The sequence below is a fragment of the Agreia sp. VKM Ac-1783 genome (assembly GCF_900177765.1).
In the GTDB taxonomy this organism is placed as follows: Bacteria; Actinomycetota; Actinomycetes; order Actinomycetales; family Microbacteriaceae; genus Agreia.
Genome location: NZ_FXWI01000001.1, coordinates 879524 through 901115, shown reverse-complemented (window position 1 = coordinate 901115; position 21592 = coordinate 879524). Strand labels below are relative to the sequence as shown.

Annotated in this window: 23 protein-coding genes and 2 tRNA genes; 11 read left to right on the top strand and 14 right to left on the bottom strand. The window is 65.8% G+C overall.

The features are described from left to right. Positions 1-43: 43 nt before the first annotated feature. The 4 genes from CCK87_RS04250 to CCK87_RS04235 are packed head-to-tail and all read right to left on the bottom strand — an operon-like array spanning position 44 to position 3668. The gene (locus CCK87_RS04250) at positions 44-1546 is read right to left on the bottom strand and encodes an amidohydrolase family protein (protein WP_086460188.1); all 1503 of its coding nucleotides are present in this window, start codon (positions 1544-1546) and stop codon (positions 44-46) included. Further along, a complete protein-coding gene (locus CCK87_RS04245) occupies positions 1543-2169 on the bottom strand; it encodes an FMN-binding negative transcriptional regulator (RefSeq protein WP_086460187.1) in 627 nt (208 codons plus the stop codon). Before CCK87_RS04245 ends, CCK87_RS04250 begins: the two co-directional genes overlap by 4 nt. A 17-nt stretch (positions 2170-2186) precedes the next feature. After that, positions 2187-3173, bottom strand: coding sequence for a DNA glycosylase (locus CCK87_RS04240; protein WP_086460186.1), 987 nt, complete (start codon positions 3171-3173; stop codon positions 2187-2189). 3 nt (positions 3174-3176) lie between these two features. Beyond that, complete coding sequence (locus tag CCK87_RS04235; RefSeq protein ID WP_086460185.1) at positions 3177-3668, bottom strand: ribose-5-phosphate isomerase; 492 nt, start codon at positions 3666-3668, stop codon at positions 3177-3179. A gap of 111 nt (positions 3669-3779) precedes the next feature. Between CCK87_RS04235 and pepN the strand changes: the two genes are divergently transcribed. The 4 genes from pepN to CCK87_RS04215 all read left to right on the top strand — a co-directional run bounded on the left by pepN (position 3780) and on the right by CCK87_RS04215 (position 9585). After that, positions 3780-6329 carry an aminopeptidase N gene (gene pepN / locus CCK87_RS04230; protein ID WP_086460184.1) on the top strand — a complete coding sequence of 850 codons (2550 nt, stop codon included), beginning with the start codon at positions 3780-3782 and terminating at the stop codon, positions 6327-6329. A gap of 71 nt (positions 6330-6400) precedes the next feature. Beyond that, positions 6401-7438: a mechanosensitive ion channel domain-containing protein gene (locus CCK87_RS04225; protein ID WP_086460183.1), complete on the top strand. Its 1038-nt coding sequence runs from the start codon at positions 6401-6403 to the stop codon at positions 7436-7438. A 1-nt stretch (position 7439) separates the two neighbouring features. Then, the gene (locus CCK87_RS04220) at positions 7440-7883 is read left to right on the top strand and encodes a globin (RefSeq protein ID WP_086460182.1); all 444 of its coding nucleotides are present in this window, start codon (positions 7440-7442) and stop codon (positions 7881-7883) included. 46 nt (positions 7884-7929) lie between these two features. After that, positions 7930-9585, top strand: a complete 1656-nt coding sequence (locus CCK87_RS04215) for an FAD-binding dehydrogenase (protein WP_086460181.1) — start codon at positions 7930-7932, stop codon at positions 9583-9585. A gap of 13 nt (positions 9586-9598) precedes the next feature. Here CCK87_RS04215 and CCK87_RS04210 read toward each other — a convergent pair whose 3' ends face one another. Further along, positions 9599-10255 (bottom strand): hypothetical protein, encoded by a 657-nt coding sequence (locus CCK87_RS04210; protein ID WP_086460180.1) that lies wholly within the window; start codon positions 10253-10255, stop codon positions 9599-9601. Positions 10256-10302: 47 nt separating this feature from the next. Between CCK87_RS04210 and CCK87_RS04205 the strand changes: the two genes are divergently transcribed. Then, complete coding sequence (locus CCK87_RS04205) at positions 10303-11199, top strand: acyl-CoA thioesterase II (protein ID WP_086460383.1); 897 nt, start codon at positions 10303-10305, stop codon at positions 11197-11199. On the opposite strand, the gene CCK87_RS04200 is transcribed toward CCK87_RS04205, so the two are convergent. The 4 genes from CCK87_RS04200 to CCK87_RS04185 all read right to left on the bottom strand — a co-directional run bounded on the left by CCK87_RS04200 (position 11180) and on the right by CCK87_RS04185 (position 14585). Continuing rightward, on the bottom strand, positions 11180-11665 hold the full coding sequence (locus tag CCK87_RS04200; RefSeq protein WP_086460179.1) for a thioesterase family protein: 486 nt from the start codon (positions 11663-11665) through the stop codon (positions 11180-11182). The two genes, CCK87_RS04205 and CCK87_RS04200, sit on opposite strands and share 20 nt — an antisense overlap. Before the next feature lie 11 nt (positions 11666-11676). Next, positions 11677-13359, bottom strand: a complete 1683-nt coding sequence (gene ettA, locus CCK87_RS04195) for an energy-dependent translational throttle protein EttA (protein ID WP_078715228.1) — start codon at positions 13357-13359, stop codon at positions 11677-11679. A 40-nt stretch (positions 13360-13399) separates the two neighbouring features. Next, entirely contained in the window at positions 13400-13924 is a 525-nt protein-coding gene (locus tag CCK87_RS04190; protein ID WP_086460178.1) for a hypothetical protein, read from the bottom strand. Between the two features lie 103 nt (positions 13925-14027). Further along, on the bottom strand, positions 14028-14585 hold the full coding sequence (locus CCK87_RS04185) for a single-stranded DNA-binding protein (RefSeq protein WP_170927136.1): 558 nt from the start codon (positions 14583-14585) through the stop codon (positions 14028-14030). A 269-nt stretch (positions 14586-14854) separates the two neighbouring features. Here CCK87_RS04185 and CCK87_RS04180 point away from each other — a divergent pair, with 269 nt between their 5' ends. The 3 genes from CCK87_RS04180 (at position 14855) to CCK87_RS04170 (ending at position 17003) form a co-directional block, all read left to right on the top strand. Continuing rightward, complete coding sequence (locus CCK87_RS04180; protein ID WP_086460382.1) at positions 14855-15826, top strand: aldo/keto reductase; 972 nt, start codon at positions 14855-14857, stop codon at positions 15824-15826. Positions 15827-15901: 75 nt separating this feature from the next. Then, complete coding sequence (locus CCK87_RS04175; RefSeq protein ID WP_086460176.1) at positions 15902-16123, top strand: hypothetical protein; 222 nt, start codon at positions 15902-15904, stop codon at positions 16121-16123. 76 nt (positions 16124-16199) lie between these two features. Then, entirely contained in the window at positions 16200-17003 is an 804-nt protein-coding gene (locus tag CCK87_RS04170; protein WP_086460175.1) for a hypothetical protein, read from the top strand. Positions 17004-17024: 21 nt separating this feature from the next. Here the strand turns inward: CCK87_RS04170 and CCK87_RS04165 are convergent, their stop codons facing one another. The 5 genes from CCK87_RS04165 to CCK87_RS04145 all read right to left on the bottom strand — a co-directional run bounded on the left by CCK87_RS04165 (position 17025) and on the right by CCK87_RS04145 (position 20348). Beyond that, positions 17025-18530: a hypothetical protein gene (locus CCK87_RS04165; protein WP_086460174.1), complete on the bottom strand. Its 1506-nt coding sequence runs from the start codon at positions 18528-18530 to the stop codon at positions 17025-17027. After that, positions 18530-19390, bottom strand: a complete 861-nt coding sequence (locus tag CCK87_RS04160; protein WP_086460173.1) for an FAD:protein FMN transferase — start codon at positions 19388-19390, stop codon at positions 18530-18532. The genes CCK87_RS04165 and CCK87_RS04160 overlap by 1 nt, the downstream gene beginning before the upstream one ends. Further along, entirely contained in the window at positions 19377-19850 is a 474-nt protein-coding gene (locus tag CCK87_RS04155; RefSeq protein ID WP_086460381.1) for an FMN-binding protein, read from the bottom strand. The genes CCK87_RS04160 and CCK87_RS04155 overlap by 14 nt, the downstream gene beginning before the upstream one ends. Before the next feature lie 165 nt (positions 19851-20015). After that, a tRNA-Arg gene (locus tag CCK87_RS04150) sits at positions 20016-20088 on the bottom strand. A 41-nt stretch (positions 20089-20129) separates the two neighbouring features. Then, complete coding sequence (locus CCK87_RS04145) at positions 20130-20348, bottom strand: hypothetical protein (RefSeq protein WP_086460380.1); 219 nt, start codon at positions 20346-20348, stop codon at positions 20130-20132. Positions 20349-20391: 43 nt separating this feature from the next. Between CCK87_RS04145 and orn the strand changes: the two genes are divergently transcribed. The 3 genes from orn (at position 20392) to CCK87_RS04130 (ending at position 21567) form a co-directional block, all read left to right on the top strand. Then, positions 20392-21012: an oligoribonuclease gene (gene orn, locus CCK87_RS04140; RefSeq protein WP_086460172.1), complete on the top strand. Its 621-nt coding sequence runs from the start codon at positions 20392-20394 to the stop codon at positions 21010-21012. A 49-nt stretch (positions 21013-21061) separates the two neighbouring features. Further along, positions 21062-21137, top strand: a tRNA-His gene (locus CCK87_RS04135). A 79-nt stretch (positions 21138-21216) separates the two neighbouring features. Then, positions 21217-21567 (top strand): metallopeptidase family protein, encoded by a 351-nt coding sequence (locus CCK87_RS04130; RefSeq protein ID WP_086460171.1) that lies wholly within the window; start codon positions 21217-21219, stop codon positions 21565-21567. Positions 21568-21592: the final 25 nt, after the last annotated feature.

Genomic DNA, 21592 nt, shown 5'->3' with positions numbered 1-21592 from the left:
GCACCCGCGCCCGAAGCACCGACTGGCAGTGTCTCGCGCCGAGTCAGAGCGCGTTGTGCGTGAAGCGCCCCGCGAGCAGCGTCGCGGCCACGGGCATCCGGCGCAGTTCGTCGGTGCTGGCTGATAGTGGATCGACGTCGAGAACGGCGATGTCGGCTGGCCCGCCCGGCTCGAGGGCACGACGTCCGTCGGCTGAGGCGAACAGAGCGTCGGCGACCGAGATGGACTGCTCGGGATGCCAGGGCGCACGATCGTCACCCGTGCGCACCACGGCGGCGGCGATGGTGATCCAGGGGTCGAGCGGGGCGACCGGAGCGTCGGATCCGAGGGCGAGATCGGCTCCGGCCTCGAGCAGTGACGCGAGCGCGAACGCACGGCCTGTGCGCCCCGGCCAGTACTTGTCGGCGACGTCGCGATCATCCATGGCGTGCTCGGGCTGCACACCGGCGGTGACCCCGAGACGGGCGAAGCGCTCGAAGTCGGACTCGGCGACGAGCTGGGCGTGCTCGATGCTTCCGCCCACGCCGAGTCGTTCGAACGCATCGAGAGCGAGCTTGTTGGCGTGGTCGCCGATGGCGTGAACGGCCGGAACGAGGCCCGCTTGGCTCGCACGGCGAAGCATCGGTACGAGCTCGTCGTACGGAACGTTGAGCAGCCCGCGAGAGTGGGCCAGCCCTTCGAGGCCGGGGTACTCGTCGAAGCAGTACGCGGTTCGCGTGTTGAGTGACCCATCGGTGATCACCTTGAACGGCCCCACCTGCAGCAGTCCGTGCGTGCCCGCGATCAGCGCGCCGGTCGCGAGCCCCGCATCGATGGCCCGGTCGAGGTGCTGCGGGTAGATACCGAATCGCACCCGCAGCTCTGTCGCGCCAGACCGGATGCGACGGGTCCAGTCGTCGACGTTCCACGACATCTCGAGGTCGACGACACCGACGACACCCCGGGCCGCGGCGGCGCGAGCGGTGTCGCGCACCCAGCTATCGAGGGTCTCGGTCTCGACGTCGCCGAGGGTGCGGGTCACGACAAAGCAGTCGTCTTCGCGGAGCAGCCCTGTGGGATGCTCCGCCCGGCCGTGCTCTGCGAGCGCGGCGGAGTTCAGCCAGCAGCAGTGGAGATCGGCACTCACGAGGATGACGGGTCGTGCACCTGTCACGGCATCGAGCAGGCCGCGGTGCGGAGCGTCGGGCCAGAGTCCGTCGCGGAACCCGTAACCGACCAGCGGCCCGGCATCCGCTTCACCAGCCTGCCTGAGTCGCTGGCCGACGATAGCGACAGCATCGGCCGCCGATTCGGCTGACGACAGGTCGAGACGGCGCGAGACGAGCGCCCACTGGGTGGCGTGCACGTGCTTGTCCCAGAGGCCTGGAATCACGTAGCGGCCATCGAGATCGATGATCTGCGTCGACGCGTCGTCGTGGCTCGATGACGCACCACGCACGATGCCGTCGGGCTCCCCCACCGAATCGATGCGACCGTCGACAAGAAGCAGGTCGGCCCTCGCTCCCCCGGGCAGCCGGGCTCCCGTCAACAGCACCGATTCGGTCATTTCTCTCCTCGTACTCGTCGCATCTCGGCCGCGAGCGCTTCGCTCGCATACGGCCCGTCACCCTCGAGCTCGGAGATGATGCGATCGACCGTCGCCTCCGGCTTGTTCTGACTCAGTTTCGTCTTCGCCTCGATGCGCGTCGGAACGAGCCGGAAACCCACGGTGCCCGCGCTGATCGCGTCGGCGAAATCCGAGTTCTCAACTGTTCCGCGCATGAGCCGCGGTTCGTCGACGTGCTTCTCGAAGTGCTCGACGAGTCTGTCGAGCACGCGCAGGTTCTCGTCGGCGTCGAGGATCTCCGGAACGCCCGAGAGGTGGGCAGACGTGAAGTTCCAGGTGGGTACCGCCGTCTCGGCGTCGTACCACGACGGCGAGATGTAGCCGTGAGGCCCCTGCACGATGACCATCACCTCGTGTTGGCCGAGTTCGTGGAGCCTCTCGTCGGGTCGGCCGACATGCCCGACGATGGCGAGCTCGTCGCGGCTGTCGTCGAGCAGCACAGCGTAGTGCGACGCGACGAGCCCCTTCGAGGTGTGGCTGACGAGGGTGATCCAGGGATTCAGTTCGATGAGTCGTCGCAACTCTGCTTCATCGCTGAGCACGAAGGCGGGTGTTTTTCTCATGTCAGGCCTTTCTCACGTCACGCCTGATCTTTCGGGCACCAGTACAGTTTTCGGCCGCCCATGATCTCGAGCACGATGTTCGTGCCGCACACGCGACAGGGCAGTCCGTCTCGCTTGTACACCCAGTGCCGGTCGTCGCGTTTCGCGAGCGCCTTCTCGTAGTCGGCCTTGGAGAGCTTGTCCATGGTCATCATCTGGCCGGTCTCGACGCCGATGGTCAGCAGCTTCGTCCAGTCCTTCCAGAGCGCGCGAACCGTGTCCTCCGGCACGAGCTTTCCCGGGGTGTGCGGGTTGAGTCGGGCACGGAACAGCAACTCGGCGCGATAGACGTTGCCGATGCCACTGACGATCGACTGGTCCATGAGCAGCAGGCCGATGGGTGTCTGCTTCTTGCGCACGGCCTTCGTGAAGCGGTCCTCGGCTTCGCGGCGGGCCTTCGGTGTGGTCTCGAGAAGCGGATCCGGCCCGGCTTTCGCGATCACCACGGCGACTTGGGCCGCATCCAGGATCTCGCACGCGGTCGGGCCGCGCAGGTCGGCGACCGCGGTGTCGGTCAACAGGCGCACGCGCACCGCCCCGACTGGGGCCGGCGGCCATTCGGTGATCTCCTCGCCGAGCTGTTCCTGTTCGGACATGCGCAGCCGGGCGCGCCGCGGCGCGCCGATGCTCGAGATGGAGTCTTCCCCGTCTTCGTCGACGATGGTTCCCCGCTGATTCGTCTGGCCCATGCGGCCGTTCGCTGCGGCGATGGTGTCGTCACGGGTGATGTCGCCGGCGAAGTCCCAGGCACCGTAGATGCCGAGGTGCACGCGCAGCCAGACCTCGCCGTCGAACTCGAGGAACATCTGCTTTCCGACGGCCTTGGTATCGGTCATCGTGCGTCCGTCGAGGATCGCGGCGCCCTCGGCGAAGCGACCCTGCGGGGACCACGATTCGATGCGGCGACCGACGAAATTGCGGGCGAACTGACGGGTGATGCGATGTACGGAGTGTCCCTCGGGCATGACTCAGGCCGGGTCGACGACGTGGCCCGCGATGGCTCCCGTGGCCTCGTACTCCGCGAGCTGCGCGATGCGGCGCACGTGCCTCTCCTCGAGCGAGAAGGGCTCGGCCACGAAGGCGTCGATCAGGCCCATGGCCTCGTCGACGGTGTGCTGGCGGGCACCGATCGAGATGACGTTGGCGTCGTTGTGCTGGCGAGCGAGTACGGCGGTCGAGTGGTTCCAGACCAGCGCCGCGCGCACGCCCGTGACCTTGTTCGCCGCGATCTGCTCGCCGTTGCCCGAGCCACCGAAGACGACACCGAGAGCCTCGACGCCGGCTCGCTGATCGCGCACCACGGCCTGGGCCGCATTGATGCAGAACGACGGGTAGTCGTCGATGGGGTCGTAGCTCGTCGGTCCGTGATCGATCACGTCGTGCCCGAGGGATGCGAGGTGCTCCTGGATGGTCTGGGAGAAATCGAGCCCGGCATGATCCGTGGCGATATGGATGCGCATGGGATGAGTTTACTGAGGCCGGCCGGTCGCGCAGATAGGCTGGTACGGTCACGCGCGGCGGGTCACGAACTCGCGCGCCCAGAACTCATACGAGTACGAAAGAAGTCACCAGTGCCTGGAGAAAACCTCACCCGCGTCGAAGCGCAGGAGCGCGCCGCCATCGTCAGCGTCTCGAGCTACGACGTGGTCCTCGATCTCACCCAGGGAGCGGAGACGTTCCGGTCGACGACGACCGTTCGGTTCACCGCCGCCGCAGGCGCGTCGACGTTCATCGACTCCATCACCCGCTCCGTGCACTCGGTCACGCTGAACGACCGGTCGCTCGACGTCTCTGCCGTGAACGACGGTGTGCGCATCCAGCTCGACGATCTGGCCGACGAGAACGTGCTCGTCGTCGACGCCGATGCCGAGTACACGAACACCGGTGAGGGCCTGCACCGCTTCGTCGATCCCGTCGACGGCGAGGTCTACCTCTACAGCCAGTTCGAGGTTCCCGACTCGCGCCGCATGTTCGCCGTGTTCGAGCAGCCGGATCTTAAGGCGACGTTCTCGTTCACCGTCACGGCACCCGCCTACTGGCAGGTCGTCTCGAACCAGCCGACGCCAGAGCCGGTGGCCGTGGAGGGCACCGAGAGCGCCACGTGGAGCTTCGAGCCCACCCCGCGCATCTCGTCGTACATCACCGCGCTCATTGCCGGCCCCTACGTCGTCGAGCGCAGCGAGCTCACCTCGAGCGACGGGCGCACCATCCCCCTCGGCGTCTTCTCGCGCGCGTCGCTGTCGCAGTACATGGACGCCGACTACATCTTCGAGAAGACCCGCCAGGGCTTCGAGTTCTACGAGACCCAGTTCTCCTACCCCTACCCCTTCGACAAGTACGACCAGCTCTTCGTGCCCGAGTTCAATGCCGGAGCCATGGAGAACGCGGGCGCCGTCACGTTCACCGAGACCTACGTCTTCCGCTCGAAGGTCACCGACGCGGTGCGCGAGCGCCGTGTGGTGACCGTGCTGCACGAGCTCGCCCACATGTGGTTCGGCGACCTGGTCACCATGCGCTGGTGGAACGACCTGTGGCTGAACGAGTCGTTCGCCGAGTACATGTCCACCCTCGCCACGGCCGACGCGACGGAGTGGACCGAGGCCTGGGCCACCTTCGCCTCGACCGAGAAGAGCTGGGCGTACCGCCAAGACCAGCTGCCTTCGACCCACCCCATCGTCGCGACCATAAACGACCTCGAAGACGTGCAGGTCAACTTCGACGGCATCACGTACGCCAAGGGCGCATCGGTGCTGAAGCAGCTCGTGGCCTGGGTCGGCCAGACCGAGTTCATGGCCGGCGTCGCCCGCTACTTCGACGCGCACGCCTTCGGCAACACCGAGCTCGTCGACCTGCTGACCGAGCTCGAGACCACCAGCGGCCGCGACCTCGGCGAATGGTCGAAGCTGTGGCTCGAGACGGCCGGCGTCAACACGCTGCGCCCCGAGATCGCGACCGACGAGAACCGCACGATCACGTCGTTCGCCGTGCTGCAGACGGCGATCGACGAGTATCCCACCATTCGCCCGCACCGTCTCGCGATCGGCTTCTACTCCTTCGACGGCGACGCTCTGGTGCGCACGAAGCGCGTCGAGCTCGATGTCGACGGCGAGCGCACGGAGGTCGGCGAACTGGTCGGCGAGCGTCGCCCCGACCTCGTTCTGCTGAACGACGACGACCTGGCCTATGCCAAGGTGCGTCTCGACGACGCGTCACTCGCTGTCGCGGCAGAGAGCCTCGCCGCTGTGACGAGCCCTCTCGCGCGCGCCATCCTGTGGGGCTCCGCCTGGGACTCGACCCGCGATGCCGAGACGCGCGGACGCGACTTCGTGCGCCTGGTGCTGGGCAACGTGGCCACCGAGACCGAGAGCACGACGCTCCGCACCGCCCTGAACCAGCTCGTGCTCACCAGCACGAGCTACATCGCTCCGGATGCCCGCGGCGAGGTCATCGAGGTCGCAGCCGACGAGCTGTGGTCGCTTGCCCAGTCCGCCGAGGCGGGCAGCGACGCGCAGTTCCAGTTCGTGCGCTTCTTCGCCGCCCTGGCTTCGACAGACGAGCAGCTGGCGACCGTGGCAGCGCTGCGCAACGGTGAGGTTGCACTCGACGGCCTCGAGATCGACACCGATCTGCGCTGGGAGCTGCTGATCGCCCTCGTCGCCGGAGGCAAAGCCGGCCAGCCCGAGATCGATCAGGCGCTCGAGAACGACAACACGGCATCCGGCGCTCAATCGGCCGCGCACGCCGCGGCGGCGATTCCGACGACCGAAGGCAAGAACGCCGCCTGGTCGTCGCTCATCGACACCGACGAAGCTCCGAACGCCATCGTGCGCGCCACGGCCCTCGGGTTCCAGCGCGCCCACGACACGGCGCTCCTCGAGCCGTTCGTGACCAAGTACTTCGACGCCCTCGTCACCATCTGGGAGACGCGAAGCTACGGAATCTCGTCGTCGCTGATCACCGGTCTGTACCCCGCTGCGCTGGCGAACCAGCAGCTGCGTGACGCGACTCAGGCATGGCTCGATGCCAACGCCGAGCAGCCCCCGGCGCTGCGCCGCCTCGTCGTCGAGAACCTGGCCGGCGTCGACCGCGCGATCGCGGCGCAGGCGCGCGACGCGGACTGAGCACTGGAGGGCACCTCGAGCGGGGTGCCCTTCAGCCGCCACTGAGACGCCATCGATAGAGTGACGTGAATATGGATTGGAACGCTTTCTGGACCGGCTTCAACGAGTTCATGCTCGTGTGGGGCAAGCCCATCAACATCGTCATCATCATCGCGCTCGCATTCGCGATCCGCGCGCTACTGATCTTCGTGATCAAACGCGTCGTGCAGCAGGTCGTCTCCGGCGTCAAGAAGAAGCAGAACGTTCAAGACACGCAGGCCCTCATCGCGTCGCCCCTGGCCGCGGTGCGCGTCGTGCAGCGCACACGCACGCTGGGAACGGTGCTGACGAACATCGTCAATGTGACCGTGGTCGTGGTCACGCTGATCCTCGTCGTCACCACGATCGACGAGAAGATCATCGGTTCCCTCGCGATCCTCACGGCGGCACTCGGCGCCGGTCTGGGTTTCGGCGCCCAGAACATCGTGAAAGACGTCTTGAACGGTCTCTTCATGGTGATGGAGGATCAACTCGGCGTCGGTGACGTCGTCGACCTCGGGCCTGCCACCGGTGTCGTCGAGGCCGTGGGCATCCGAGTCACCCAGGTGCGCGACGTGAACGGCACTCTCTGGTTCGTGCGTAACGGCGAGATCCTGCGCGTGGGCAATATGTCGCAGGGCTGGGCGCGAGTCATCATCGACCTCGCCGTCCCCTACGACACCGACGTCGACGAGGTGCAGAAGAAGATGCTCGAGACCGCCACCGCCCTCGCCTCCAACCCCAAGTACCGCAGTCTGATCATGGAGAAGCCCGAGATCTGGGGACTGGAGTCGATCTCGGCTGAGGCCCTCGTCATCCGGCTCGTGGTCAAGACCCGCACCTCATCGAAAGACACGGTCGCTCGAGAATTGCGGATGCGCCTGAAGCGAGCGCTCGACGAGATGGATGTGCGGCTGCCGGCCCTTAACAGCATCGTCCTCTCGGGCTTCGAGGGCGCGGCAAGCGTCTCTGGCGCCCGCACCCCGAAGACCAAGCCGGTTCCCCTCACAACCAGCGTCGACGAGAACACCACCAAGTCCGGGGAGACGGGCACACGTCCTCCTCGGGCTCCCAAGAAGACGGATAGCTGACATGTCGATTCCCTCAGAGCCGTCGCCCATCACCCTCCGCGTCTCGCAGAACGGAGACTCGGCCCTCTCCCGCTCGTTCTACGACGAGGTCGGAGGTCGAGCCACGTTCGAGAAGCTCGTGCGCGCGTTCTACGACGGCGTCGCGACAGACCCCGTCCTCGTGGAGATGTACCCGGAGGAAGATCACGAGGGCGCGATTCAGCGCCTCACCGGCTTTCTCGAGCAGTACTGGGGCGGCCCCGGCACCTACAGCGAAGAACGCGGTCACCCGAGGCTTCGGATGCGGCACATGCCGTTCAAGGTGAACCCCGATGCTCGAGACCGTTGGCTCACGCATATGCGCGCCGCTGTCGACACTCTTGAGCTTGCCCCGCTGCAGGACGCTACGCTCTGGGGATACCTCGACAGGGCGGCGCACGCCATGGTGAACACCTTCGAGGAGTAGCCGAGCGATCATTCGCTGAACGCGCAGAAGAGACGAAGGAGTCTTGATGTCATCGACAAGCACCGGAGCGATCATCGTGGGCGCGGGCCTGGCGGGCCTTGTCGCCGCATCCGAGCTCATCCGCTCGGGGCGCCGGGTCACGATCGTCGAGCAGGAGCCCGCGGCATCCCTCGGCGGACAGGCCTGGTGGTCGTTCGGAGGCCTGTTCCTCGTCGACACCCCTGAGCAGCGCCGACTCGGCGTGCACGATTCCTCCGAGTTGGCGCACCAGGACTGGTTCGGCAGCGCCGGCTTCGACAGAGAAGGAGACGCCTGGCCGAGGCGCTGGGCCGAGGCCTATCTCGACTTCGCCGGCGGCGAGAAGCGCGCCTGGCTTCACGGCCTGGGCGTGCGGTTCTTTCCCGTGGTGGGCTGGGCGGAGCGCGGCGGCTACACGGCCAACGGTCACGGCAACAGCGTGCCCCGCTTTCACATCGTCTGGGGCACGGGCCCGGGCGTGCTCGCCCCCTTCGTGCGCATACTCCATGAGGGGATCGCCCAGGGACTGGTCACGATGCTGCACCGGCACCGCGTCGACGAGCTCCTCACGCGAGACGGCTCGGTCGTCGGGGTTCGCGGCGCAATCCTGGCCGACGACGACGCGGTGCGGGGAGCATCCAGCTCGCGCGACGTGGTCGGCGACTTCGAGCTGGAGGCCCAGGCAGTCATCGTGACGAGCGGCGGCATCGGCGGCAACCACGATCTCGTACGCAAGAACTGGCCCGCGCGCCTCGGCGCTCCCCCGGCCACGATGCTCTCGGGCGTGCCGGCCCACGTCGACGGCCGCATGCTCGCGATCACAGAATCAGCCGGGGCTCACCTCATCAACGGCGACCGCATGTGGCACTACACCGAGGGAATCACGAACTGGGATCCGGTCTGGCCGTCACACGGCATCCGGATTCTGCCCGGCCCGTCGTCTCTCTGGCTCGACGCGACCGGGCGCCGTCTCCCCGTCCCCCTGTTCCCTGGATTCGACACGCTCGGAACACTCGAGCACCTGCGTACGACCGGATACGACCACAGCTGGTTCGTGCTCACCCAGAAGATCATCGAGAAGGAGTTCGCGCTGTCGGGAAGCGAGCAGAACCCCGACCTCACAGGCAAGGATCTTCGGCTGCTCGCGAAGCGTGTGGCTCCCGGCGCCCCGGGACCGGTCGAGGCATTCAAGCAGAAAGGCGTCGACTTCGCGGTCGCTTCCACGCTCGGCGAGCTGATCGAGTCGATGCAGGCGCTGTCGCCGAACGGTGTGCTCGACGGCGGACTCGTCGAACGAGAGGTTCTCGCGCGCGATCGCGAGGTCGCGAACGACTTCACGAAGGATGCGCAACTCACCGCGATCCGTGGAGCCCGGCGCTATCGGGGCGACAAACTCATCCGAGTGGCCAGCCCGCACCGCCTGCTCGACGCGAAGGCGGGGCCGCTCATCGCCGTGAAGTTGCACGTTCTCACTCGAAAGAGCCTGGGCGGCATCGAGACGAATCTGCTCGGTCAGGCGATGGATGCGCAGGGCCGGGTGATTCCCGGCCTCTACGCTGCGGGCGAGGCGAGCGGATTCGGCGGTGGAGGCATGCACGGCTACCGGTCGCTCGAAGGAACGTTTCTCGGCGGATGCCTCTTCTCTGGTCGCGAGGCCGGCCGCGCGGCCGCAGCCCAGCTGTGACGAGCGAGACTGCTCAGCGAGTGAGAACGTGGCCCCGCTTGGTCGAGACGCGGGTCCAGGCTCCCGACACGAGGATGCGCGCAGGCTCATCGGTACGCAGGAAGCCCAGGCTGTCGGCGGCCAGACCGACGCCCGCGGGAATCGGCGGCACGACATCCGGAATCGCGCGACCCCAGACCTCGGCACGCACCTTGTGCACGAGCTGCTCGCCCGCGTCTGTCGGCAGCGCCGCAGCGACCTCGGCCACACCGCTGCGGGCGGCGGCCTCGAGTACCGGGGCGGCGACCTCACCAGCAGCTGTCCAGCCGCCGCGGGGCGGCGAGATCCCCACCCAGGCCGGCGACGACTCGGGCGGCGGGATGAGCACCCCGATAGGACCATCGTCGAGATTGACGGTGACCGAGAGCAGGGCCAGCCGATCGAGCAGTTGGCGAGCGGAGACGACGACGTCGAACGAGGCGCTCTCGGCCAGCGCGAACGTGCGGAGTCCGAGCACGGTGGGCGCATTGTCGAGGAGGCCCCGCGGGTGCAGCACGGGGGCATACACGGCGAGCACGCCTGATCCCCCGATGAGTCGCACGCCGCCCTGGTCGAGGCGAGCGGAGCGACCGAGGAACACTTTGAGGTCGCCGAGCGAGGGCGAATCGACAAGGGCGAATGACTGAACCATCTCGCTGTCTAAACTACTTCACTGGGAACGCCAATATGGGAGGCAGCATGACCGAGAAGATCCGTGCTACGCCATTGGAAGGGCTCCTCACAGCGCTGGACCTGACCGATACGGGCGCGCGCACGAACGAGGACATCTTCACGGGCCCGTCGCAGTGGATGCCGCAGGGTCGCGTCTTCGGCGGACAGGTGCTCGCGCAGTCGATCACGGCCGCGATGCGCACGGTCGACGAGAACAGGATCGTGCACTCGATGCACGGCTACTTCTTGAGGCCCGGCAACGTCGACAAACCCATCACGTTCGCCGTGGATCGCATCCACGACGGCCGCTCGTTCGCCACGCGGCGCACCCAGGCATACCAGGATGGAACTCCGATTCTGTCGCTCATCGCCTCGTTCCAGACGGAGGACGAGGGACTCGAGCACCAGATCGATATGCCGGAAGGGATCCCGCAACCCGAGGACATCCCGAGCACGGCGGAACGGCTGCAGGGAATCGACCACCCCGTCGCCCGATTCTGGGCGACCGAGCGACCTTTCGACATGCGCCACGTCGACTCGCCGATCTACCTCTCTGTCGAGGGCCCGCCCGTGGGGCATCAGGCGGTGTGGATGAAAGCCTTCGGCACCTTGCCCGACGACCCGAATCTGCATCGCGCGGCACTGGCCTACGCGAGTGACTACACGATCCTCGAGCCGATCTATCGCCGGCACGGCATCGCATGGGTGACACCGGGACTGAAGACGGCCAGCCTCGACCACGCCATGTGGTGGCACCGGTTCGGCAGAGTCGACGAATGGATGCTCTACGTTCAGGAATCGCCGAGCGGTCACGGGGGCCGTGGGTTGTCTCTGGGTCGCATCTACTCGCGCGACGGAGTGCTTCTCGCGAGCGTGGCCCAGGAGGGAATGGTGCGGGTTCCGCCTAGCGAGCGCGTTTCGTGAACTCGACCGACGCGTCGAGGTAGGGCTCCCACGCTGCGCGCTCGATGTCGTTGATGCGGCGCGGCCTCTGCGTAGCCGCGTCGACCAGCACGATCGTCGTCGTCGCCCGAGTGAACAGCACGTTCGGTTCGACGCCGACGGGGCTCCGCACCTCGTAGCAGACCTCGAGACTCGCCCCGCCGAGTCGTCCGAGCCAGAGCTGGATGTCGACCGGCTGCCTCATGTACGGCACGGGAGCGAGGTACTCGATCTCCTGCCGAGCGATCAGCGTCAGCGTGTCGGAGCCAGGGCGCCCGTCGAGCACCGCCGTGGATGCCCCGGCCGCAGACTCCGCCGCTCCCGGATCGGGCATCCAGAACGCTTCGATGCGCGCCTCCTCGAGGAGGCGCAGCATCTCGGCGTTATTGACGTGACCGTAGGCGTCGAGATCCGACCAGCGCAGGCGGATGGGAACGTGCAGGCGCATCGCGACCTCGACTAGTCGCGCGTGAGCTTGCGGTACGCCGAACGGTTCGGCTTGGCCGCATCCGGACCCAGTCGCTCGATCTTGTTCTGCTCGTACGACTCGAAGTTGCCCTCGAACCAGTGCCAGTTCGACGGAGCCTCTTCGGTGCCCTCGTAGGCGAGGATGTGCGTGGCGATGCGGTCGAGGAACCACCGGTCGTGTGTGATGACCACGGCGCATCCGGGGAACTCGAGGAGAGCGTTCTCGAGGCTGGACAGCGTCTCGACGTCGAGGTCGTTCGTCGGTTCGTCGAGCAGCAGCAGGTTGCCGCCCTGCTTGAGCGTGAGCGCGAGGTTCAGGCGATTGCGCTCACCACCGGAGAGCACACCCGCCTTCTTCTGCTGGTCGGGGCCCTTGAATCCGAACTGCGAGACGTAGCCGCGCGATGGGATCTCTGTCTTGCCGACCTGGATGTAGTCCTGCCCGTCGGACACGACCTCCCAGAGCGTCTTCTGCGGGTCGATGCCGCCGCGGTCTTGGTCGACGTACGAGATGTCGACTGTCTCGCCGATCTTCAGGTTGCCCGAGTCGAGCGGCTCGATTCCGGTGATCGTCTTGAAGAGCGTGGACTTACCGACACCGTTCGGGCCGATGACGCCGACGATGCCGTTGCGCGGGAGGGTGAAGCTGAGTCCGTCGATCAGAACACGGTCGCCGAAGCCCTTCTTGAGGTCCTTCGCGTCGATGACTTGCGAGCCCAGTCGCGGCCCGACGGGAATGACGAGCTCCTCGAAGTCGAGTTTGCGCGTCTTCTCGGCCTCGGCTGCCATCTCCTCGTAGCGGGCGAGGCGCGCCTTCGACTTGACCTGGCGGCCCTTGGCGTTCGAGCGCACCCACTCGAGCTCGCTCGAGAGTCGCTTCGCTAGCTTGGCGTCTTTCTTGCCCTGAACCTGCAGACGTTCCTGCTTCTTCTCGAGGTACGTCGAGTAGTTGCCCTCGTAGGGGTAGAGCTTGCCGCGGTCGACCTCGGCGATCCACTCGGCCACGTGGTCGAGGAAGTACCTGTCGTGAGTGACGGCGAGGACGGCGCCGGGGTACTTGGCGAGGTGCTGCTCGAGCCAGAGGACACTCTCGGCATCGAGGTGGTTGGTGGGCTCGTCGAGGAGCAGCAGGTCGGGCTTCTGGAGGAGAAGCTTGGTGAGGGCGACGCGACGCTTCTCACCCCCGGACAGGTTGGCGACGCTGTAGTCGCCGGGCGGGGTGCGGAGCGCATCCATTGCCTGCTCGAGCTGCGAGTCGAGGTCCCACGCATCGGCGGCGTCGATCTCCTCCTGCAGGGTTCCCATCTCGGCGAGGAGCGCGTCGAAGTCCGCATCAGGCTCGGCCATCGCGAGGCCGATCTCGTTGAAGCGGTCGACCTTCTGTTTGATCGGGCCGACACCCTCCTGCACGTTCTCGAGCACGGTCTTCGACTCGTCGAGCTCCGGCTCCTGCATGAGGATTCCGACGCTGAAGCCGGGGGTAAGCCGGGCTTCGCCGTTCGACGGCGTGTCGAGCCCCGCCATGATCTTGAGGATCGTGGACTTTCCGGCTCCGTTAGGGCCGACGACACCGATCTTCGCCCCCGGAAGGAACGCCATCGTGACGTCGTCGAGGATGAGCTTGTCTCCCACGGCCTTGCGGGCGCGGACCATCGAGTAGATATATTCGGCCATTCGACCAGTCTATGGTCTCTTCGCCTTAGTCTTCCTCGGCTCAGAAGTCGATGGGACGCGTCTGGCCGACGAAGCACTTGCCGGTCGCGAGCGGCGCCGCGATGATGCTGGTGTATCCCCCGACCGCGCCCCACTGCCCGATCAGACAGGCATCGGGGGCGTGCACCGAGAACTGCACGGAGTCGGCCTTGACGCCCACCGTGGTGATGTCGGGCGTCAGCTCCATGGTCTCGACGGCGAAGCCGCCGGCGCGGAGAGAGTTGATGAATGTGGGGCCGTCGGGCTGACCGCCGGCTGCCGTGATGGCCTGGTTGTTGAGGTAGTCGAAGAACGGCTTGTTCTCGGCGGCGGTGCCGTTCGGAACAAGGGCGGGTGGGGGCGCGTCGGATGGCGTCGGTGTCGGCGTCTCGGACACGGTCGGCTCGGCCGATGTCTCGGCGGGCTTGGGCTCGGACTCCGCAACGCAGCCGGTCAGAATGAGCGCGAACGTGGCTGCCGCCACGACCGCCGCCAGTGACGCTCGACGTCGTCGTGTGCCGGTGCTGCCCGTCGCCGTGCGCGTCACTATGCCCTCTTTCGCTGTGTCCCCCGTGTGCCCTCACCGATTCTAGGTGAGGGCCTCGGGGGCGCCGCAACGGCTCGGCAGATTCACCGGTTCGTGGCGTCGGTCAGAAAGGCACCTTCTCCGTGTCCGATACGTCCTCGCTCTCCACCTCTGCCGGCCCGTCGGCGTCATGCGAGAGGCCGGCGCCGGTGACCGGGGTAGACCAGATGTCGTTCGCTGCCGGGTCGTGCGAGCCGGAATCCAGCGGATCGGGTTCAGGAGCCTCGTCACCGGATGCGGCGCCCTGCTGCTCGGCCGGAACGGCCGCCTTGAGTCGCGTGAAGTGCGACACCCCGAACGCGAGGTCATGACCGATGGAATCGACGTCGACTTCGACTGCGGTGCCGCGCTTGTCTCCACTGGTCCAGTTGCGCACCCGCAGGCGACCCGTGAGAACCACGTGGTTGCCGATCTCGAGCGAATTGGCCACGTTGTTGGCCATCCATCGGTATGCGTTGATCGTGTACCAGTTGGTGTCGCCGTCGACCCAGGTCGACGTCGCTCGGTCGAATCGTCGCTGGCTCGATGCGAGACGGAAATTGGCGACCGTCAGGCCCGTGCTGGTTCGAACGTTCTCGGGTTTGGTTGCTACGACGCCTGCGAGCGTCACGATGTCTGTCACGTCATTCTCCTTACGATCGGTCAGTTGGCCGACGCGAGAGCGGCACTCGTGCCAGTTGATTCCGTTCTCGCGCCGGTTGCACCAGAATCGCGGTCGGGCGCGCTGTGTGGAGTCGCCATCGTGCGATCTGTGCACAGCTCCGCGCGATCCCGGGCGGAGGAGGAGAGGTCGGCTCCCTTACTCACCCGCACTATCGCGCTTGTGGATTCGATCCCGTGCAATACGGTTGTTGCGTGATCTACAGAGCCGATGACAGCCGATACGAGTCGATGCAGTACAACAGGACAGGGCGGAGCGGGCTCAAGCTGCCCGCCCTCTCGTTGGGTCTCTGGCACAACTTCGGAGACACGAAGCCTCTGCAGGCGCAGCGCGATATCGTGCATCGCGCTTTCGATCGCGGAGTCACCCATTTCGATCTCGCCAACAACTACGGACCGCCCTACGGTTCGGCAGAGACCAACTTCGGGCGCATCCTCGCTGACGACTTCGGCGCCTACCGCGACGAGTTGGTCATCTCGTCGAAGGCCGGCTACGACATGTGGCCTGGGCCTTATGGAGACTTCGGCTCGCGCAAGTACCTGCTCTCGTCGCTCGATCAGAGTCTCGGGCGACTGGGGCTCGACTACGTGGACATCTTCTACCACCACCGCCCCGACCCGGAAACGCCGATCGAAGAGACGGCGGCTGCGCTCGCCAGCGCGGTATCCCAGGGCAAGGCTCTCTATGTCGGGGTGTCCAACTACGGGCCCGACGACACCCGGCGCATGCACGCTGCGCTGGCCGAGCATCGCGTCCCGCTGCTCATCCACCAGCCGCGTTACTCCATGTTCGACAGGCACATCGAAAAGGAAGGCCTCTTCCCTGTCCTCGACGAACTCGGCGTGGGCGGCATCGTCTTCTCTCCGCTTGCACAGGGCCTCCTGACCGACCGCTACCTCACCGGCACGGTTCCGGATGGGTCGCGTGCCGCGACGAGCCGGTTCCTGCCCGAGTCGCGAATCGACGAGGGCTACCTCGCGCGCGCCCGTGCTCTCGACGCCATCGCGAAAGACAGGGGCCAGACGCTGGCCCAACTCGCACTCACCTGGGTCCTTCGCCAGCCGCAGGTGACCAGCGCGATCATCGGCGCATCCAGTGTCGAACAGCTCGATCAGAATCTCGATGCGCTGCAGGCAGAGCCCCTCTCCGAGGCCGAACTCTCACTGATCGAACCGCACGCGGTGCACGGCACCGGGCTCTGACACTCACTGTCGGTGGCTGCTCCTAACCTTTCTTCATCACCACGAGCCCGGGCCGGCGCGAAGACAGGAGTTGCAATGACCATCACATCCACGACCTCCGCTGCATCGTTCGTCGCTCTGCGTCCCGGCTTCTGGCGCGTGGTCCATCCGGCCGGGCATGTGCTGGGCTACATCGAAGAGGCACGGGCCGCCGGGGCACACCATTTCGCTGCCCGCCGTCTCGTCTCCAACACGACTCGACTCGTCGACATCGGCGACTTCGCCTCGTTCGACAGCGCGAGAGCGTGCTTCGCATAATCCGTCGATCACGAATCGATCTCTCCTCGGCTCGTCGCGCCGTCATGCCTGCAGACGACGACGTAGTCTTCGCCTCATGGAATGGTGGAACGACCTCGCAGATTGGTTCTTTTCGAGCAACGGACGCTTCGTGGTGTCCGGCATCGTGCTCCCCGCAGCAGCGATCATCGTTGCCGCGATAGTCGGCGCCTGGATCGCGAGTGCCTCGATCAAGAGACTTCTGGCGAAGCACGATCGCGAGCTCAAGGTGGCCGCGATCGCGTCTCTGATCGACGCCGCTCAGCAGGCGTCCGTGTGGAACTCGTTGACGCCGCAGGAGCAGATCATGTCCGACCGCGCCGTCGGCCAGGCTGATATCCAGATCCGCATGCTTCCCATCAAGGGCTCCGCCGTCGCGGCAGACTGGGCTGCGCACTCACTCGCCGACATGCGCCGCAACTCCGCCACCTTCGGTTATCAGGTCGAGCCTGCGGTCATCGAATTCCGCGATCGCCTCATCGAGTGGCAGGAACGACCGGGCCGCAGCCGCAAGACCTTCCAGTCAGACCTCGAGCGCTGGAGCGTCGAAGACGAGGATGCCGAGAAGCACCTCGCACGGCAGCAAGAAGAGTGGGTCGCCCAGCAGCACCATGAGCAGCACAGCACCCCCGAGATCGAGGCGACGACCGTCATCACTCCCGTCACGCCTCAGGCTCCTTCGACGCCACCCGCCGCATCGGCGACCGTCGAAACGCCGGAACAGCGCGCGGCTCGCGAAGAGACCAAGCGCGTCCTCGAGAATGTGAACGCTGTGGAACGGCACCGCGAGTCGCCCGACGGCGGCGAGACCCCGCCCCCGATCAACGCGTTCCCGCCGCGTCGGGCATCCGACAACGACTGACGCCGCAGGGCGCAGCCCCGATCAGTATCCCGAGAAGGCGTCGGTGACGACCCGGCGAACGCGCAGGCGCTTCAGCTCCGAGCGCGCTGCCCCGACCAGGCGCGGCGGTCCTGAGACGAAGGCCGTCCTCTGTCGCGCATCGGGGACATGACGCTCGATGACGTCACCGGTCAGACGACCCGACCCCGCGTAGCTCCACCCCTCGGGCAGATTCTCCGGTTCTGAGGGTGCGAGAAGCACGACGCGGATTCCCAGCCTCTTCAACTCGTCAGCGTAGGCGAACTCTTCGTGGCCTCGAATGGCGTAGACGAGAACCAGGTCGCGTTGCTCGCCCGCAGCCGCGTCGTGCTGGAGCTGGCTGATGAAGGGCGTGATCCCGATTCCCCCCGCGACGAGCAGTACAGGCTTGTTCGGGTCTGACGGAAGCAGGAAGTCCCCCGCCACGAGGTTCGCCCTCACCGACTGCGAGGGTTTGAGCGAGGCGAGAGCCCGCTTGAAGCTCGAGGTCGACTCGCCCATGCGCACGCCGAAGCGCACCTCGTGCGGGTTGCTCGGCGCCGACGCGATGCTGAAGACTCGGCGAGTTCCCGAGGAGTCGGCGCCGGAATGCGGAATCGACAGTTCCATGTACTGTCCGGCACGGAATGAGACCGGGTGCTTCGTCGAGAAAACGAACTCCGTCATCGATGGCGTGAGTGCGACCGAGCGCTCGAACGAGAGCGACAGACCACGACGCTGGCCGACGAGGAATGCCAGGAGGTTGCCCACGACGAGAGCGAGCTCCGGGCTTCCGTGCAGTGGACCGATCGAGAAGGGGATCGAGAAGAGCAACGCCACGACGGCGGCGAGCGCGATTCGCTGCCAGAGGCGCGGCGGCAGGGTGAGCGGCTCGCTCAGCATAAAACCGGCGAGGAAGATCAATGGCGTCGATCCGAGCGCATAGACGAGTGCATCGGGCACGGTCAGACCGAACGACGACTGCACGATGGTGACGACGACCGTGGAGAGCACGATGAACGTGAGCCCCATGGGCAGCTGACGGGTTCGGTAGAGAACGAGCAGCGCGCCGATCGCGACGACGGGCAGAAGTACCGGCGTGCCGACCCACCAGACGGATGCGTTGAGACCGGTGAGCGTGATGATCACGGCGCCGACCGCGGCCGGGTTGAAGATGTGGCGACGCCTCCAGGCGAGCACGTACTTCGAGGCCACGGCGATGGCAGAGACGAGGGCGACCGACACGAGGTCGTTGCCGTCTGTCGTCGGAAAGAACAGGAAGAACAGCAGGAGCGCGGTGATGACCGACGACTCCGTGTGCGGCCGCACACGGAAGAGCAGGGCCATGACACGATTGGCCACGACGCACGACACCACCACGGTGGTCAACGTCGCGAGCAGCGCGAGAGGCGGAAAACCGAGCACGCCGACGAGGCTCTCGACGATCGCGACGAGAGCGATCGCCGCCAGCACGAGGCTGACCAGTCGGTACATCTGAAGCTTGCCCAGCAGGGCATCCAGTCGAGCCATCAGGAAAACACCTCTCCCCGCAGCGTGCGGGATCGTTCGGCTATGCCGGAGGAGCGCATGCGCACCCAATCGAATTCGAAATGCTCCGCGAGCCGCTCGGGCTGCACGAAGAACAGGGCGGTGGCGAGCCCATCGGCCAGCAGGCCGTTGGCCGCGATCGCCCAGGTAGCGATGATGTCGGAGGTCGGCGCCCCCGTGCGACCGTCGAGAATGTGGTGCAGACCAGATCCCCACACCCGTCGATTCGATCCGGATGCGCAGAGCGACTCGTTCTCGATCGTCACGACGCCGATCGCTTTGCTGGGGTCGAACGGATGCTCGAGGCCCACTCTCAGGGGCTCTCCACTGGTCAGCAGATCGCCGCTGGCGTCGATGACGAACTCGGTGATCCCCGCTTCCACGAGCACCTCCGCCACCAGGTCGACGAGGTAGCCCTTTCCGGCTGCACCCACGTCGATGACGGTCGGCGAGGTCGTCGTGATTCTCGAGCCGCTGCGGCTCACCGCCTCGGTCCATCTGCTCGGCACGATCCGACCCTGCCCGGCCGTGAGGCTGTACTGGCTGTCGTAGCCGAGATGCTCGAGGGAGCGGCCCACCAATGGTGTCACCGCTCCCCCGCTGATCTCATCGAGCTTGTCGTAGAGATCGAAAAGGTCGACCGCGTCGGGCGGAAAGTCGACCGAACCCGGTTCGGCGGCCAGGGACGCCACCAGTGAGTCCGATCGGAATCGAGAGTACGCGCGATCGAACTCCTCGACACGACCTCGTACTCGAGCGGTGACGACCTCGGGGAGCTCGTCACCGGTATCGATCTGCCACGTCGTGCCGATTCCGGTGAAACGGAAACTAGACGCCGGCATCGGCCTTGATCTTGTCGACGGCGTCGTTGAAGCCGCCGCTGGTGAGCGACGAACCGGCGACCTTCGAGACCTTGAGCTCGTTGAGACTCTTGCCCACGACCTCGGCGGCGATGCCATCGGCGAACTCGCCCTGGTACTTCTTGCCGTTGGGGTTCGTCGATTCGGGCGTGACGGTGACGGCCGTGACCTTGTCGCCGGCCAGGGTCAGCGAGACGCCGACCGTCTCCTTGCCACCGGGCGAGGTGTACTCGCCCTCCGCCTTGTACTCGCCGTCTTTGTATTCAGACGATCCAGCGGGCGCCGACGTAGAGGGAGCCGCATCGCTGGTGCTCTTGGACGAGGCCGCAGGGGTGCTGGCGGCATCCGAAGCGTCTGCTCCGGTGGAGCAGCCGGTCACGACTCCGAGGAGCGAGAGTCCGGCGAGGGCGGTGACGGCGGTTTTCTGGTGGCGGGTGATCATGGTTCTCTCCATCAGTCGGGATTCGTACTGGCAAGTTCGTACGCCTACGACCATAGGGGCGGCACTGCTGCAACTACTTGGGAGGAACTGTGGAAACACTGAGAATAGTTGAAGCGACAACTATTGAGGGCTTCTCATCGTCATTCGACACGAAGCGTAATGAAGTGCCCCCGGTAGGAATCGAACCTACGACCAAGAGATTAGAAGGCTCTTGCTCTATCCACTGAGCTACGGAGGCGTTGCGCCACGCTCATCGCGAGGCGTTTCTACGATAGCGCGTCAGAGAGAGACGAGCGCGATGACCGCCACCACAAGCGACACGGCGGCGAGAAGCAGCGAGACGCCGATGAGCACAGCGTGCACGATGAGGAACGTCGTGGCTTTGCCCGATGCGTCGCGCGCACGAGGGTCTTTGCTGATGCGCTTGTAGAAGCGCGGCCAGACGAGGGCGTTCCACAGCGCGTTGACGAGAAGCAGGATGGCGAGCGTGATGATCATCGCGTCCATCCTACGATTCATGCGCACGGATAGGATTGCCCACATGGCTTCACTCACGGATCGTCTCGTCTGGATCGACTGCGAAATGACGGGACTCGATCTCAGCGTCGACGAACTCGTCGAGGTCGCGGTGGTCATCACCGACTTCGACCTCAACATCCTCGATCCGGGCTTCGCCATCGTCATCAAGCCCGACGATTCGGCCATGCAGAACATGAACGACTTCGTGCGCAACATGCACGCGTCGAGCGGACTCGATCAGGAGATCCCTCACGGCGTGAGCTTGGCCGAGGCAGAGTTCCAGGTGCTGGAGTACATCCTCAAGTTCGTGCCCACCGGACAGCAGGCGCCCCTTGCCGGAAACACGATCGGTACCGACCGCGCGTTCCTGGCCAAGTACATGCCTCGCGTCGACGGTCACCTGCACTATCGCAGCGTCGACGTGTCGAGCATCAAAGAACTCGTGCACCGCTGGTTCCCCCGGGTGTACTACAACGCACCCAAGAAAGACGGGGGCCACCGCGCCCTCGCCGATATCCTCGAATCCATCAGAGAGCTCGGTTATTACCGCAAGGGCGCCTTCGTTGCGGAGCCCGGACCGGCCACGGAAGACCTGAAGGAGCTCTCATCCACGATTGTGCGCGAGTTCGCCGCCGGTCTGTAGTAGAGTTTTCTTCTGTCGCTTCGATGAGTACCTCATCGAGTGGCACATGGTGGATATAGCTCAGTTGGTAGAGCGCTGGCTTGTGGAGCCGGATGTCGCGGGTTCGAGCCCCGTTATTCACCCCACGTGAGAAAGGCCCGGGTCATATACGACCCGGGCCTTTCTTCTTTCACAGAGTTCCCCACGAGACACGAAGGGCGCGAGGTGCACGACATCGATGCCGAGGAGTTCGAGGCGCTCGTCGTCGCCGAGCTCGATCTCTTGCCCGACGACATGATCGACGGTCTCGACAACGTGGTCTTCGTCGTCGAAGACAGGCCGGAGGACGGCTCTCTCGATCTGCTGGGACTCTACGACGGCGTCGCACTCACCGAGCGCGGGCAGTACGGGTTCGGAGAGATGCCCGACCGGATCGTGCTCTACCGCGAACCGCTCCTGGGACTCGTCGAGGACCTCGACGAGCTGAAGGATCAGATCCACGTGACCCTGGTGCACGAGATCGCTCACTTCTACGGAATCGACGACAGCAGACTTCACGAACTCGGCTGGGGCTGACCGGTTACTCAGCCCGACGCAGTTA